The following is a 14254-nucleotide window of genomic DNA, read 5'->3' as shown; positions in this document are numbered from 1 at the left end:
GGATAAAGTGGTCACGTCTTCACCATCTACCTTCATTACCACGTCGCCCTGTTTTATCCCGGCCAGGTGAGCCGGATAACCTTTCATCACTCCCGTGAACATGGGGATGCCGGCCTGGGTGGTACCCATGTAGCCGCCCACACCCTCGTAAACGTTGGAGGGGGCAGTTTGCCGGCTCTGCTTTGGGGTCAATGCGCTCACGTCAACCGTGGGCAAAAATTTGAACAGGGCCTGGTGTTTGACCAAATCCCCGGCCAGCCAGCCGACCTGGTCCCGGTAGCGGATTTCCAGCCAATAGCTGTTGGCGGCCCGCCCCTTGACAATGATGGTGTCGCTACTGTGAACAGTATTGATCACCTCAAAGTTTGTGCCGGGGCCGCTGCGCACGTAGGCCGCGGGGGTGTCTTTCAATTCTGTCCACAACGTTTCCAGACTGGTTCGTTGGGGATAAACGCCCAGAACGCCGGAGGGCACGTCAATCACCGCTTCATCGTCGCCCGGCGCTGATTTCAGGGGAATGACGGAGTGCTGGACGAAATAGTATATCTGATCGTCCTGGCGCAAGTAGGCGCGGTTTTTTAGGCCAATCTGCACCGGCAAAGCATTGGCCAGGGAGGCATTCAGATGCCCAATGGGGCCGCCGCGGAAAGTATCCTGATTAACCACGTCTTTCCAGATATTGACCTGCCAGCGTTGGCCGTTGACCACCCAGTACAAGTTGTGCGCGTTGTCGCTCACCAGCCTGGTGAGAACGTCGCTTAAGGGCAGGGCGGCTAAAGCCTCATCATCAACCTTAATAACCTGGTTGGCGGTAAAGCCAAAGGCCGCAAACGTGTCGGCGTTGTAAATAAACTGGCGGGTGCCGGCTTCGGTGACATAGTAGAGAGCGTGATTGCTGCCTTTGAGCAACGTGCCCGCTTTGTATGCCGCGACGGGGGTTTTGTTTTCCGCAACAGAGATGATAGATGATTTGCCATTGCCGGAGACTGCTTCTACCGGCTCTGCGGCCATTGCCTGCGGACTGTGGTAAAGGGTTATCAAGACGATGGCTGCGACCATAAGACCTGCGCTGAAAGCTGTTTTGAGAGTTGAGTAAAACATGGGAAGGCTCCTTTCAACAATAATAAAATAATTTGTTTGAGTTGCCTTCACTATATTCCAGGTCGGGCCAAAATGCTGGACATAACTTTCTTGCGCTTCTGACCAAAAGCCTACGTTTAGCCCTCTCTTTGTTTGGCAAGAACAGTCTGCCCTTTTGCAATGACCCGAAGCTCGTGTTAAGATGGCCGGCGGGATTGGTTAAGGTTAACCGGGCAGGGTTAGGCATGCCACAAACCTTCAGCAAAAACCCACAACACCACCGCAATACCGGCCATTCGTAACAATGCGGTGGTTCCTTCCCCAAAAAATATAACCAACACCCTACTATGAGGTTCCCTAACCCTTAACCGGGGTGAATAGCCTTTGGCCACAAATTGAATGAAGGAAAAATAAGTAAATCAAAAACGTTGAGGAGCGCTATCATGAATAACAATCAACCAACCTTCTGGGGGATTACCCTCAAAACAATAATTACGCACACCATCACCTATTTTTTGATGGGCATCCTGGCCTTTTTCTTTTTTGACTACAGCACCCAATACGCAGAGACCAGTTTGAATCTATTGATGCGCCAGACGACTGAACCTGTGGTGATGGCCGGGCCGCTGTTTCAACCCATCAGAGGATTTCTGTTTGGTATTGCCTTTTATTTACTGCGCGAGGTCTTGTTTGGCAAGAAATATGGCTGGCTGACCACGTGGGTGGTGCTGGTGATCATTGGTATTCTTTCGCCCTTTGGGCCGGCCCCGGGTTCTATTGAAGGGATGATTTTTACGGTGCTGCCGCTGTCGTCTCACTTGATGGGGCAATTAGAGATTTACTTGCAGTCGTTCTTGCTTTCGGTGATTGTGTTTTATTGGGTAAACCACCCGGAGAAAAAATGGCTCACCTGGACTTTGAGCGCGGCCTTCTTCCTGGCCTTGCTCTTCCCTACGCTGGGTTTGGTGATGGGGTAAACAACCTAAAGCAAAAAACAAATTAAGGAGGCTATGATAATGAAACAGTATCAAAAAACTATCACCAGTGTCTTGAAGGCCGTCGCCTTGGGGATGGCGGTAGCCAGCCTTGTTTTGGTCATCATGCAAGTGACAACCCTGGAGACAAATGTCACCCTTTTGGGTATCGGGCTATTCGCGCTGGCTTTGCTTTCATTGCAAGAGACATAAAGGATCAAGCATAGGGAAGATTTCAAATGGAGACTAAAAACAACAAACGCACCATCCGTAATCTAATAATTTTTACCATTTTAGTGCTGGCCAGTGGCTGGTTAGGCCGGGGGATGGATGTGCTGACAGGGAGTACGTCCTCGGAGGGGATGGGTATTTGGATCATTGCCCCGCTGGTTATCTCGTTTCTGTTGCGCGCTTTTGCCGGGGATGGGTGGAGAGACCTGGGCATCAAGCCGGCTTTGCCGGGGAATGGCTTATGGTATGCCGTCAGTATCTTGGCCTACCCGGTTTGTGCCACCCTTATCCTGGGGATAGGTTTGGCATTAGGGGTTATCTCTTTTTCTGCCATGGCCACACTGGGGGTGTTTGGGCAGGCATTTGCCCTGCTGTTCGTTTCTCAAGTCCTCACCAACATCCTTGAAGAGTTTGGCTTCCGGGGGTATCTTGCGCCCAAAATGTATACTCTGCCGTTGAATACTTTTGTGGCCCACGTTTTGGTGGGACTAATTTGGGGACTTTGGCACACTCCGTATCTTGCCGCCATCACGCCCTATGCCACGGAAAGTCTGATCACGCTGTTGCCGCGTTTCCTCCTGGGCACCATTGCCGCCTCTATTGTTTACGGCGAAATCAGGCTTTTGACCAATTCGGTGTGGCCGGCGGTGCTCATGCAAACCGCAGGCGGCATGTTTGTGGGTGCTCTTATGGCAAACAACCTCATTACGATTTCAAGCGGAGGATGGTTGTTTACGCCGGTGCTTGAGGGGGGCTTGATGATCGTTCTCTTTACCGTGCTTGGGATTGGAATATATAGGTGGAGGGCCAAAAGGGCAACAACGCCTCAAACATAACGCGATACCTCGCCTGGCGCGATAAACCGTTATGGAAGATTGGCCGGTTTACCAAACCTGGAGCGGGGTTTGATAGAACCTGCCCGACGTTCCCCTCATTTCATCGCCTAATTCTGACCAATAATTCAAGGTGGGTTCCAGGGGTAAACTTTTTGCGGCCGTGGCTCCGATTTTCAAGAGTTGTTCCGGCAGCTTAAAACCGGCCCTGACCAATATCTCCTGAGCCAACCCCAAATTACGGCCAATCTCTTCAGCCCGGTGAGCGTCGGAATTGACCACAATCCGCGCGCCTCCGGCCAGCCGGAACCAACGCAACATGGTTACCAGGGCCTCGTTCCAACTGGGGGTATGGGTGAGATAGCGCGTATTGAGTTCCAGGGCCTGACCACGCCGGGCGATAGTCGCCAGAGCCTGTTGAATGACTGGCTCCAAAGGTTGGGGGTCAAACGTGGCCCCCATCAAAGTGCCCCGCCAGATAATGCGGTCAAAATGCGCCACAAAATCAAGCTCAAAATTGGCCGCCATGCGCTCCAGCTCGGTAAAATAATCGGCGTAAACATCATCCGGGCTGCGTTTGGCAAAACAACTTTCCAGGTGAATATTTTCCCCATATAACCAATGGAGCGAGCCTATGACCACGTCAAATGGATAGGCGGCTAATAACGCTTTGGCTTCTTGGGGATATTGGTGAGGATTGCCCAGTTCTACCCCGGCGTGAATGGTCAAGCCAAGCGGTTCAAACCTGACCCGGCATTGTTCAATGGCCGCAAAATACTCGGTCACTTGCGGAAAACCCTGCTGGCTTATGCCGGCATGCCATTCGGCATGTTCGGTAATGGCAATCTCTTTTAGCCCCACATCAAGCGCGCGTTGACAAAGTATCGCCGGCGGGTGGCGGCCATCCGAGCTGAAGGTTGAATGGACATGATAGTCTGTGGTAATTTTTAGTTGCTCTGACAATTTATCCTGCCTTAAATTAAAATATAAAAATCCATTGACAACATTAGCAAAAACACTGCTGGCGCACGTCAACAATGGCGATTGAGTTATCCATCTTTGGATGTTTTTTGGGAGACGTTCCGCGAGGCGGTAAAAAGTGTTTAAGCGGCTTGGCTGGCCAAAAAATACTACTTCCTCAATTGAAGTGGAATTTCAGTATACCCATTTACCGAAAATTGGCAAGTTTAATTGGCGGAAGAAGGGTAGCCCTACCAAAGTTCGATTGACTTGAATCAGGGAGCGTGTTAATATGAAAAGAGAGTTGGCTGATAAGGGCTTGGGATTGAATATCAAATACCTTTCCCAAACCCAACCGAATTAATGCTCAATCCTGAGCCGGGCCGATAATTTGAACATTGCCAGAGAGAACCTCATGCAGGTTAAAAACTCTTCCAGGTTGGTTCTTATCATAACTAAATTTTTGGCGATTGGGCCAAATCATCGTTTGGGGCCATCACTCCTGGTAATGGCGATAGCCATTCTTTTGGCTGGCGGTAGGGTGTTCGCTGGGCCAGGTGAACCACAAATTTTAGAACCGCAACGTGAGTATATCCAATCCTCTACCCCGCCTGCCAGCCGGACGACGGTTTCCATCACCACCATCACTATCCCCACCCATGCCGTTGATAATGCCCTTACCTACCGTTTTAATGCCGCTTACAACATGTATTATGCCCAACTTGACCGGGGACGTTACGATGCCGGGCGCATCGAAAACCGTACTTATAACTTGATTATCCTGGAAAACGATTATCTCAAGTTGAGTTTTTTGCCTGAACTGGGCGGGCGAATTTACCAGGCCATTTTTAAGCCAACGGGCAATAATATATTTTATCAAAATCCGGTCCTTAAACCCTCGCCGTGGGGGCCGCCGGAGATGGGTTGGTGGCTGGCCGTGGGCGGAATGGAATGGGGCCTGCCGGTGGAGGAACATGGCTACGAATGGGGGATTCCCTGGCATTACCAGGTGAGCGACCTGGCGGATGGCGCCCAGGTGATGCTGTGGGATAGCTCGGCCAATAACCGGTTGCGGGCCAAAATAGTGGTTACTTTACCTGATGACGCCGCCTTTTTTCAGGTTATGCCCATCATCGAAAATCCTACTGCCGCTGCCATTGATTTTAAATTTTGGCTCAATGCAATGTTGGCCCCCGGTCCAACCAACCAGGTGGGGGCTGATTTGCGTTTCATTTTGCCGGGCCGTCAGGTGACGGTTCACTCCACCGGCGACCCTCGCTTACCGGGGGCAGGGAAAGCCGCCGGCTGGCCCGGCCATAATGGCGTAGATTGGAGCCGGTTGGGGAATTGGCGAGAGTGGTATGGCTTTTTCCAGCGGCCCCGGGCCGCCGGTGATTATCAGGCTATTTACGACGAAAACTCTGACGAGGGCGTAGTGCGCAGCTACAACAGCAAAACGGCCCAGGGCGCCAAATTTTTTGCCTTTGGCTATGGCTCTGCCGCCCTGCCGCCCGATCTCTACACCGACGACCGCTCCGGTTACGTTGAGATGCACGGCGGTGTGGCCCCCACCTTTGCCGATACGCGCCGCCTGGAACCTCATGCCTCGTTGAGCTGGGACGAGTATTGGTATCCCGTTGCCGGTTTGGGAGGATTGACCTGGGCGAATAGACATGTAGCCCTTTACCTGGAAAAGATTAAAAATGAGGTGCAACTGCACCTGGCAGTCACTCGCCCCTTAGATGAGGTGCGGATTCTGGTACTGCGCCGGGCCACCAACGAGGTTTTATATCAAGAGGACGTGGCCCAAATTCGTCCTGGCGAGCCTTATCATACCCCTGCGCTCCCGGTAGCTCTGGAACCTGACGCAGTGGCAGTGTTAATCTATAAAGCCAGCACGCTACTGGCAACCTATCAATACAATGGTGGCCCAATTATTACGCCAACGCCGGTTACAGCTACTCCTTTGCCTCCAGCTACACCAACCCCCACCATTTCGCCCTCGTCTTCGGTTACTCCCATCCCTTCGCCAACGGCCACTGCCGCCCATGCGGTCACAGCCACCGCTGCCCCTACTTCATCCCCTACCCCCACCGCTACGCCAACCCCTTCTGCAACAGCCACGGCCTCGCCAACCTTGTCTCCTACGTCTACCCCATCCCCTCTCTCTACCATTACTCCTGTGTGGCAGGGGCGAGTCAGGCGAATCGTACCTATCGCCGGTTGGGCGAGCGTAGTCCGCATCTGGGTAGACAAACAAGTGGGGCAGCCGGTAACTCTCAAGAGCGCCAATCCCCGTTGGCACTGGCAGGCAACCGGCTATACCGGCTCCAAGCCGGAGTACGGCTCGGATGCGCTAGAATTTGCGCCCTTACCGCCTCTCTTTTATAGTTTGACCGCGCCGGACTTGCCGGCCCGCCTTGACTTTGAATTATTGCCGGGCACTGTAACCGAGATTGTTTTTGAACAAATCGTGTTGCCCACAGCTACCGCAACGCCCACCCCAACGCCAACTCCAACGCTTACGCCGGCCGCAACAAAAACGGCAACCCCAACCCTTACCCCTATTCCCACCGGCACAGTCGCCGCACAGACCAGCACGCCCGCGGCTACCGCTTTTCCCACCCCCACCTTGAGCCGTACGCCCACGACCATCCTGACCCCCACCGCTTCCCCCACGGCTACTCCTTCAGCCACGCCGGAACCAACCTGGCACGTGCGTGTGCCCACCAATATCACTATTCCCGGCAACTGGTTTGCCGTTATTCGGGTGAGCGTTGAAGGTAAGCTAGGGTTGCCGGTGCGAATTACCATTGTCACTGCCGACCAATCTCCCTGGAGCACCACCTGCTTAACCGGCAGCAAGCCGGAGTACGGCCCCTATTTTTGCGAGTTTTCCCCTCTGATTCCGGCGCAATATATCATTTCGCTGGATGAATTTGACATTAAGACTACTGTTACGGTACAAAAGGGGGGCGTGGCGGTGGTTATTTTTGAGGAATATTGATCTTGAAAACCCGTTACACCAAAATCATTCTGGAACGTGAGGAGTCAAAATGAAAATTCTATATGTTGAAGACCATCCTGCCCAAAGCGACATCATGCGGCAAATGTTGGAGTTTTCGGGGTGTGAGGTTGTTTTGGCCGGCAGCGGCGAGGAGGGCATTGAGAAGGCGCAGACAGAACAGCCCGACGTGATTTTGATGGATTTACGCATGCCCGGCATGGGGGGGATTGAGGCCATCCGTTATTTAAAAAATGATCCGGCTGTGGCCGATATTCCCGTTATCGTTATTTCCGCCTGGACCTCTCGCCGCAATCGAGAAGATGCGCTTAAGGCCGGGGCCAGCATCTTTATTGCCAAACCCGTTGACACCAAACGGCTGCTCAATGAGATCAATAACTTGGTTACGCCAGAAAATGGATAAGCGCAAACAAATCGGGCGGCAGGGCGAGGAGATTGCGGCAGCTTACTTGATGGAGCGGGGGTATCATATTTTACAGCGCAATTGGTCTTGTCCAACCGGGGAGTTGGACATTATTGTGGAAGGGGGCGATACCCTTGTTTTTGTCGAGGTGCGTACCCGGCGGGGAAATCGTTTTGGCCCCGCCGAGGAGAGCATCACCCCGGCCAAACAGGCCCGCCTGATTGAGTTGGCCCAAACCTATTTGCAGGAAACGGTTTCCGCGCATACATCTTGGCGGATTGATGTAGTAGCGGTACAATTGGGCCTGGGCTTGCCGCGGATCAATCATATTGAAAATGCGGTTGGCTGGTGAAATAATAAACAGTGAGGCGCTGAGCCAACAAAAAATTCTTGCACGGGGTCAAAAGCAATGGAGCTTAAAAACAAAGTTTTGTTGGAACACGCCCTACCTACGGGGCAAATCCTGCGCGTGGTGCGGGGAGACCTGACGGCTGAAACAACGGAGGCCATTGTTAATGCGGCCAACGAACGCTTGATGCATGGCGGTGGGGTGGCCGGGGCAATTAGCCGCACCGGCGGCGGATCAGTTCAAGAAGAGAGCGACGCCTGGGTGCGCAAGCATGGCCCGGTAGCTACCGGCAGCGCCGCCATCACCGGGGCTGGCCGACTGCCGGCGGAATATGTTATTCATGCGGTGGGGCCGGTGTGGGGCAGCGGCAACGAGGAGCAAAAATTGAGCAGCGCGGTGCAGAGCGCGCTGGCCCTGGCCGACGAGTATGAGTTAAAAAGCGTCTCTTTGCCGGGCATTTCTTCCGGCATTTTTGGCGGTCCCAGGGATGTTTGCGCGCGGGTTATTACCCAGGCCACCCTGGCGTATTTGTGGCAGAACCCGGCGACCAATTTAAAGGAGGTACGTTTTTGTAATATTGACGAAGCAACCGCAGCGGCGTTTGTGGCGGCGTTACAGGAGTTACGGGTTGGATAATGATGACCACTCTCCGGGTTTTTATTGCTATTGACCTGCCAGATGATGCCCGCGCTAAACTGGCCGATGTCCAGAGCCGCTTGAAGGAGATGACCCCGCCCAACACGGTGCGCTGGACCGCGCCACAAAATATTCACCTGACGCTCCATTTTCTGGGCGATGTGGCTGTGGCCGATTTGCACAAAATTATCGCGGCGCTTGAGTTGGCTGGGGCGGCTTGCGTTCCCTTTTCGTTGGCATTAGAGGGAGTGGGATGTTTTCCCCATACCCGGCGGCCTCGCATTGTGTGGGTTGGCATTTCAGGCCAAATGGAAATACTGGCCCAAATGCATCAGGATTTGGGCGCAATGCTCCAAAAAAATATCGGCTTTAGACCGGAATCTCGCCCTTATTCACCCCACTTGACCATTGGCCGGGTTAAAAAAGGTATTCCGCCGCGTCGTTTGACCCAATTAGGCCAGGCGATTGAGTCGCAGCAGAGGCTTGGGGGCCAACTGATCGCCCTGGAAGTCAAAGAAATCAAGCTAATCAAAAGCGAGTTGAAGCCGGACGGTCCGGTCTATACCCCGTTAGCTTTGGGTTTGCTGAGAGGAGTTAGAAAATAGAGGGCGGGCGAACATAATTCAATCCATAACCGACCATAAGGGCAATCACCAGGCTGACCACTACTTTGGCAATAACCGGGGTGGGATTTCCTTTGGCCTCACCCTGGTAAATCATAATGCCCAGCCGGGGCAGAAAGGCTAAAGGGGCCAGTAAACCGTAACCTATCAGAATTAGAAATACAGCGACAACCCGTTCGATGCCGCCCAATAACCTATCCGAGAAGTCAACCCTCACGGTATGGTTAAGATTTGTGCCTTGCACCGCTAAGGCCGTTACTGCCACTTCCACTTCCAAAACAGGGGTCACTCCAATTAAAATGGCCAGGCCAATCAGGTAAACCATCATCAGTTGTTCATTGGAGGCGAAGGGGGTGGTTAAAATCTGTAAATCGGCAAAGGCCCAGCCGGTTGCCAGCCAGGCCAGAATAACAATCAACACCACGTGTGCCAGTTGGTCCAGGAGCAGTAAAAATAATCCTTTGCCCCTACTGTTATCTACAAAAACAAAGGTTCTGAATTGGTCAATAAGAAGATGACCAATGAACAGGACGATGACCCAGACCCACCAATTTGGTACGGCAGAGGCCCATAACAGGATAGCGGTAACAAAAGTAACCACCCCCACGTGGATCAGTAGACCCGACCACCCGCTTCTTTTGGCCAGCACCAACCAATAGGGCTGTAGAACAAAATCGCCGATTAAGTGGCCTAGCAGGAGGAGTAAAAAGAAGGAGAGGGCTATATTATTCATCCTTTGATTCACCGAGAAGATTTTCAGTAAGCGGCAAACTCAAAATCACTTCCGTACCTTGCCCCACTTCAGAATAAATCTTGAAGGTGCCGTTGACCACCTCTGCCCTTTCTTGCATATTAATCATCCCCAAACTGCCGCGTTCGTCATACCTGGCCTTGACGGCTTGCGCATCAAAGCCGCTCCCATTATCTTTGATGCGTATCGTCAGGGTATCTGCGGCGTGTTTCGGTTCAAGGATTAAATCAATCCGGGAAGCTTGCGCATGTTTTTTGGCATTGTTAATAGCTTCCTGAACCACGGCAAAAATGGCTACCTCGGCCTTTTCTGAAAGTCGTTCAAATTCTCCGGTATTGGTAAAAACAACATTGAGTTGTTCGGTTTCTTGCAGCCGTTCGGCGTATACTTCCAGGGCCGGGACAAGCCCCTGCGTTTCCAGAGTAACCGGCCGCAGGTCAAAGAGCAGCGTTCTGAGTTGTTTCAAGGCTCGCTCGGCTACGGCCGCGCTCTCCTCGATTTCTTTGGGAACGTGTTCGGGGGCGCGTTCCAGCAGTTGTTGGGTGTAAGATAAACTCATTACAATTGAGGCCAGCAATTGAGTGGGACCGTCGTGTAAGTCTCGGGCCAAACGTTTGCGTACCTCATCTTCAACCACTACCAGGTGATCGCGTTCTTTTTTAAGGTTTTCATACAAACGAGCATTTTCTATGGCAATAGCCGCCTGGTTGGCAAACGTGGTTAGTAGTTGTTGGTCCAAATCGCCAAAGTACCGGCCGGCAGCGGTATGCACCACCTCTAGCACGCCGATCAGTTTGTTGTGTGAAATCATTGGCACGCAGAGAAGCGAGGTGAGCTTAAGGCCAAAAGATTGGGCGATACTTTGGTAATACCTATCGTCTTTGTTAACGTCGTCAACAATCAAAGGCTGGCTATGGGTAGCCACCCACCCGGCGACCCCCTTATCGCGGGCCATGCGCACCCCCCTGAGCTTGCCGCCGCCGCCGCCCTCAACCACGGCAAAAACCAGCTCATCGGTGAACTCATCCAGCAGTAATAACGAACCTGCCGAAGCATTCATTACCTGCACTGCCGCGCCCAGAATTTTATGGAGCAATGGCTCCAAATTCAATTCCGATGTGACCGTTTGAGCCACTTCATGCACCACGTATAACGCGGCCAATCTTTCTTGCGTTTCGGCCAGGTTTGCCTGTAAGGCTTCGTTTTCTGCTTTGAGTGCTATCAGTTCTGGTGTGGATGCGCTTAGGCTGCCCAAAATTTGTTGCCGTCTCTCCCCCATCTGAGTCTGCACCTCTGAATCAACATGAGGCTATCAACATCCTAACTCATTTTAACAAAAAGGTCTAATTGTTCAGTAAATTTTGGAGCCGGGGGAGTTCTCGCTCGGCTGCTGTTCGGCCCAACCGAATGAAATCTTCGGCCTTATCGTAATCCATGGAGGTGTAGATTTCTACCCTGGGTTGAATCAGAACGTCTACCGGGTTCATCCGGGTTTTGATGATTTCGCGTTCCATAATGGCCATCATATTACCCAACACGCTCAGAAAACTGGGGTCTCTGCTCTGGTTAGGGGTGTTATGTCCCAGCAGCCACCCTTTTTCCACCGGGGGAATAACACTGGAAGCGATGATGACATTGGCCCCTTTTTCCACCAAAATATTGGCCGGCACCGGATTGACCGCTCCCCCATCAATCAAATAATACCCATTATGTTGATAGGGCGAAAAAATGCCAATAATGCCAATACTTGCTCTGACTGCTTCGGCCAGGGAGCCTTCTTCAAACACAACTTCTTTGCCGGAAACCACGTCGGCGGCCACAACGTAAAACGGGATGGCCGTGTCGGCAAAGGTGGCCTCGTTGAATTGCCGGGCCAGATACTTGAGGGTGGCATTGCCCTTGATCAATCCATTCCACGGCAGTTTTAGTTTGGGATCCCATAGCCTGCTTTTGAAGTCAATCAAATTGTTTAAATTTTTGGCAAAATTGACCATCTCCGGCAAAGATTTATTGCAAACGTACAAACCGCCAAACAAGGAGCCGGCGCTGGTGCCGGCAATCATATCAATGGGAATGTTGGCCTCTTGCAGTACTTGCAAAACCCCAACGTGGGCAATGCCCCTGGCCCCGCCGCTGGAAAGGGCCAAGCCCACCACCCGGTTGGTGATGTGGCGGCTCACCCGTCCAATTTCTGTTTCAGAAAGGTCGCAGGTAAAAATTGGGCCTGAAACGCAATCAACCATCCACTTTTCTTGAGGTGTATTCAATAATACGGCGGCCTTGGCCAGTTGAAGCGCTTTGGCCGTGGTTTCGCTGTAACCGGGGTTCAGGGCAATCAAAACCCAATCATACCCCTCCAGCAAAATGCTCAGGGTTTCCACCAGGGTATCGCTGGACAGGTTGGGCATCACTTCCAGAATAATCAAGTCGTCGCTTTGAAAACCGGCGTCAACCCGCTTGCTTAAATTGCGGCCGGTAGCATCAAGCAAAACTACGCGCTGGCGGGTTAAGCGGTGAATGTTTTCGGCCAGCCGCCAGGCGCTCTGGCCTAAAACCGCCACCAGGCTGTACTCCGCCCGTTTTTTGGCCTCGGTGACCACGTCGCTCAAACGGCGACTGAGTTCTCGCGTAATTTGGATGGCGATTTCGGGATGGTCAATTAAAAGCTCATCCAGGTCCGCTTTAGACAATACCCATAAGTCGGCATCGAGCGTGACCGTGACCGTGGCCGAGCGCCGCTGATTTAACAGCAGGGCCATTTCGCCAAAAAAGTTACCCGGCCCCAAGTAATTGATGATCTTTTCCCGTTGTCCCGCCCCGGTATTGACTGATACCTTCACCTGGCCGGACTCAATCAAATACATAGCGTCGCCCAGGCTATTTTCGGCAAAAACAACCTGGCCGTGGCCAAAATGAACTTGCTTCAATTTGGCCGCAATCGCTGCCAAAGTTTGGCCCGAAAGCGCGCTAAAAAACGGAATCCGCAGCAGACTTTCTTCGATTGGGTGGGGTTGGTTATTCGGCCTATCCATACTTTTTTACTGACAAAGGTGCGGCTAATGTAACGGATATTAAGTTTGTAATGGCGCAAAGGGAGGTTGTCCCCCCACTCTGTTATGATTATATCATCCCCCCCGTCCCCCTTCAATGGGACATAAGGTTTAAGCCTATAGCATTATTATGTCTATTGCCAATCGCCCAGAACTTGGCTATAATACTTTTGCCGGAATTAGGAATTAGAAGTGAGGAGCGTGGGATTAAAGTCTATGAACCGGCGGTTTTAATCTCTAATTTCTAAAAGATGTTAGACTCTTGTTTTTGGATACTGTAAGGGCCTGATTTGGGAGCAATGTGACCCAACCCAACTCTGAAACCCGGCCCACCTCGCCGGGGGCTAAGTTAGAATATGCCATTCACCTGGCCAGAACCGGGCATAAGCTGGAGGCGCGGGATATGCTGCGCAGCGTGGTCGCCCTACAGCCGGTGAATCAGGCCGCCTGGTTGTGGCTCTCGGCAGTGACCACCGATCGGAACGAGGCCGAAGCGGCCCTGGCCCAGGCCCGGCAGGTCAATCCTGCCCATCCCAGCCTGGCTCACGCCGAGCAGTGGCTGGCCCACCGCTTTGCCAACCAACCCGCCACTCAAGAAAGTGTTGTGGTCAAGACCCCCCTGCCGGCGACCGTCCCCTTATCGCCATTCAGTAAGTTATTCAATTCGGTCAACTCCTTTGTTTTTGGGGTGATGATAACGGTCATTGTGGCCGGTTTAAGCGTGCTATTGTGGAGCTTGGGGCTAGAGGTAAAAGCAACCGTTCAGACCGGGCAGACAGCAAGCGCCGGGACTGGCGAAAATAATCCTACCCTGGAATCTATGCTTAACCAATCCTCATCCATCTTGGACGAGGCCCAGGCGCAGCGGGATTGGGCAAAAGCTATTACCGTTTTAGAAGAACTACGCCGGATTGAGCCAAATAATCCACCCCTGCAAACGCAGCTTGCCTACGTTTATCTACAAAGAGGCTTAACCCTGCGCCACAAGGGTTATGTTGACCAGGCGCTGGCCGATTTTGAACAGGTTCTGAGCCTTAACCCTCAGCACGCGCAGGCCCGGCAAGAAGCGCAAATGGCCCAGGATTACCTGGTGGGGATTCAACATTACCAGGAGGGCCGGTGGCAAGAGGCCATTGCGGCCCTGGAAGCCGTATGGGCCGCGAATGAAGAATATACCAATGTGCAAGATTTATTGTTCAGCGCCACTTATAATCATGGTTTAGCCCTACAGGCGGCCGGTGAACTGTCCCTGGCTAGCAGTTTGTCGGAGAGAAAGGATTTCCAACAAACAGGATTCATGTTAAATTAAAGGCCACAAGCAAGAGATCTCTAATGAGCG

Annotated in this window: 14 protein-coding genes; 9 read left to right on the top strand and 5 right to left on the bottom strand. The window is 52.4% G+C overall.

Features of this window, described 5'->3' with window-relative positions; all coding sequences use genetic code 11:
* A partial coding sequence (locus JW953_18695) for a PDZ domain-containing protein (protein MBN1994733.1) occupies window positions 1–129 on the bottom strand: 129 nt, incomplete at its 3' end.
* Between the two features lie 1394 nt (window positions 130–1523).
* On the opposite strand from JW953_18695, the gene JW953_18690 reads away from it, so the two are divergent.
* Genes JW953_18690 through JW953_18680 form a run of 3 tightly spaced genes read left to right on the top strand, consistent with a single transcriptional unit; the run spans window position 1524 to window position 3121 of the window.
* Window positions 1524–2057, top strand: a complete 534-nt coding sequence (locus JW953_18690) for a hypothetical protein (GenBank protein MBN1994732.1) — start codon at window positions 1524–1526, stop codon at window positions 2055–2057.
* A gap of 39 nt (window positions 2058–2096) precedes the next feature.
* Window positions 2097–2267, top strand: coding sequence for a hypothetical protein (locus JW953_18685; GenBank protein MBN1994731.1), 171 nt, complete (start codon window positions 2097–2099; stop codon window positions 2265–2267).
* Window positions 2268–2293: 26 nt separating this feature from the next.
* Window positions 2294–3121, top strand: a complete 828-nt coding sequence (locus JW953_18680) for a CPBP family intramembrane metalloprotease (protein ID MBN1994730.1) — start codon at window positions 2294–2296, stop codon at window positions 3119–3121.
* A 48-nt stretch (window positions 3122–3169) separates the two neighbouring features.
* Here the strand turns inward: JW953_18680 and JW953_18675 are convergent, their stop codons facing one another.
* Window positions 3170–4081 (bottom strand): histidinol-phosphatase HisJ family protein, encoded by a 912-nt coding sequence (locus JW953_18675; GenBank protein ID MBN1994729.1) that lies wholly within the window; start codon window positions 4079–4081, stop codon window positions 3170–3172.
* A gap of 412 nt (window positions 4082–4493) precedes the next feature.
* Here JW953_18675 and JW953_18670 point away from each other — a divergent pair, with 412 nt between their 5' ends.
* The 5 genes from JW953_18670 to thpR are packed head-to-tail and all read left to right on the top strand — an operon-like array spanning window position 4494 to window position 9096.
* Window positions 4494–7085: a DUF5107 domain-containing protein gene (locus JW953_18670; protein MBN1994728.1), complete on the top strand. Its 2592-nt coding sequence runs from the start codon at window positions 4494–4496 to the stop codon at window positions 7083–7085.
* Between the two features lie 49 nt (window positions 7086–7134).
* Complete coding sequence (locus tag JW953_18665) at window positions 7135–7506, top strand: response regulator (GenBank protein ID MBN1994727.1); 372 nt, start codon at window positions 7135–7137, stop codon at window positions 7504–7506.
* Window positions 7499–7858, top strand: coding sequence for a YraN family protein (locus JW953_18660; protein MBN1994726.1), 360 nt, complete (start codon window positions 7499–7501; stop codon window positions 7856–7858). Before JW953_18665 ends, JW953_18660 begins: the two co-directional genes overlap by 8 nt.
* Before the next feature lie 57 nt (window positions 7859–7915).
* Entirely contained in the window at window positions 7916–8491 is a 576-nt protein-coding gene (locus tag JW953_18655; protein ID MBN1994725.1) for a macro domain-containing protein, read from the top strand.
* Window positions 8491–9096 carry an RNA 2',3'-cyclic phosphodiesterase gene (gene thpR / locus JW953_18650; GenBank protein MBN1994724.1) on the top strand — a complete coding sequence of 202 codons (606 nt, stop codon included), beginning with the start codon at window positions 8491–8493 and terminating at the stop codon, window positions 9094–9096. The genes JW953_18655 and thpR overlap by 1 nt, the downstream gene beginning before the upstream one ends.
* Here the strand turns inward: thpR and JW953_18645 are convergent.
* The 3 genes from JW953_18645 to JW953_18635 form a co-directional block, all read right to left on the bottom strand.
* Window positions 9086–9847 carry a DUF3307 domain-containing protein gene (locus JW953_18645; GenBank protein MBN1994723.1) on the bottom strand — a complete coding sequence of 254 codons (762 nt, stop codon included), beginning with the start codon at window positions 9845–9847 and terminating at the stop codon, window positions 9086–9088. The genes thpR and JW953_18645 overlap by 11 nt on opposite strands.
* Window positions 9840–11144, bottom strand: a complete 1305-nt coding sequence (locus tag JW953_18640; GenBank protein MBN1994722.1) for a GAF domain-containing sensor histidine kinase — start codon at window positions 11142–11144, stop codon at window positions 9840–9842. Before JW953_18640 ends, JW953_18645 begins: the two co-directional genes overlap by 8 nt.
* 64 nt (window positions 11145–11208) lie before the next feature.
* Window positions 11209–12897: a patatin-like phospholipase family protein gene (locus JW953_18635; GenBank protein MBN1994721.1), complete on the bottom strand. Its 1689-nt coding sequence runs from the start codon at window positions 12895–12897 to the stop codon at window positions 11209–11211.
* 319 nt (window positions 12898–13216) lie between these two features.
* Here JW953_18635 and JW953_18630 point away from each other — a divergent pair, with 319 nt between their 5' ends.
* The gene (locus JW953_18630) at window positions 13217–14224 is read left to right on the top strand and encodes a tetratricopeptide repeat protein (GenBank protein ID MBN1994720.1); all 1008 of its coding nucleotides are present in this window, start codon (window positions 13217–13219) and stop codon (window positions 14222–14224) included.
* Window positions 14225–14254: the final 30 nt, after the last annotated feature.

The sequence above is a fragment of the Anaerolineae bacterium genome, from assembly GCA_016931895.1.
Lineage (GTDB): Bacteria > Chloroflexota > Anaerolineae > 4572-78 > J111 > JAFGNV01.
Note: the sequence above shows the minus strand (reverse complement) of the source record. Positions and strands in the feature narration are given on the sequence as shown.

Bases quoted from the DNA above. Each gene is read 5' to 3' on its own strand.
- JW953_18690 (MBN1994732.1), top strand. From the start codon at position 1,524: ATGAATAACAATCAACCAACCTTCTGGGGGATTACCCTCAAAACAATA.
- JW953_18685 (MBN1994731.1), top strand. From the start codon at position 2,097: ATGAAACAGTATCAAAAAACTATCACCAGTGTCTTGAAGGCCGTCGCC.
- JW953_18680 (MBN1994730.1), top strand. From the start codon at position 2,294: ATGGAGACTAAAAACAACAAACGCACCATCCGTAATCTAATAATTTTT.
- JW953_18670 (MBN1994728.1), top strand. From the start codon at position 4,494: ATGCAGGTTAAAAACTCTTCCAGGTTGGTTCTTATCATAACTAAATTT.
- JW953_18665 (MBN1994727.1), top strand. From the start codon at position 7,135: ATGAAAATTCTATATGTTGAAGACCATCCTGCCCAAAGCGACATCATG.
- JW953_18660 (MBN1994726.1), top strand. From the start codon at position 7,499: ATGGATAAGCGCAAACAAATCGGGCGGCAGGGCGAGGAGATTGCGGCA.
- JW953_18655 (MBN1994725.1), top strand. From the start codon at position 7,916: ATGGAGCTTAAAAACAAAGTTTTGTTGGAACACGCCCTACCTACGGGG.
- thpR (MBN1994724.1), top strand. From the start codon at position 8,491: ATGATGACCACTCTCCGGGTTTTTATTGCTATTGACCTGCCAGATGAT.
- JW953_18645 (MBN1994723.1), bottom strand. From the start codon at position 9,847: ATGAATAATATAGCCCTCTCCTTCTTTTTACTCCTCCTGCTAGGCCAC.
- JW953_18640 (MBN1994722.1), bottom strand. From the start codon at position 11,144: ATGGGGGAGAGACGGCAACAAATTTTGGGCAGCCTAAGCGCATCCACA.
- JW953_18635 (MBN1994721.1), bottom strand. From the start codon at position 12,897: ATGGATAGGCCGAATAACCAACCCCACCCAATCGAAGAAAGTCTGCTG.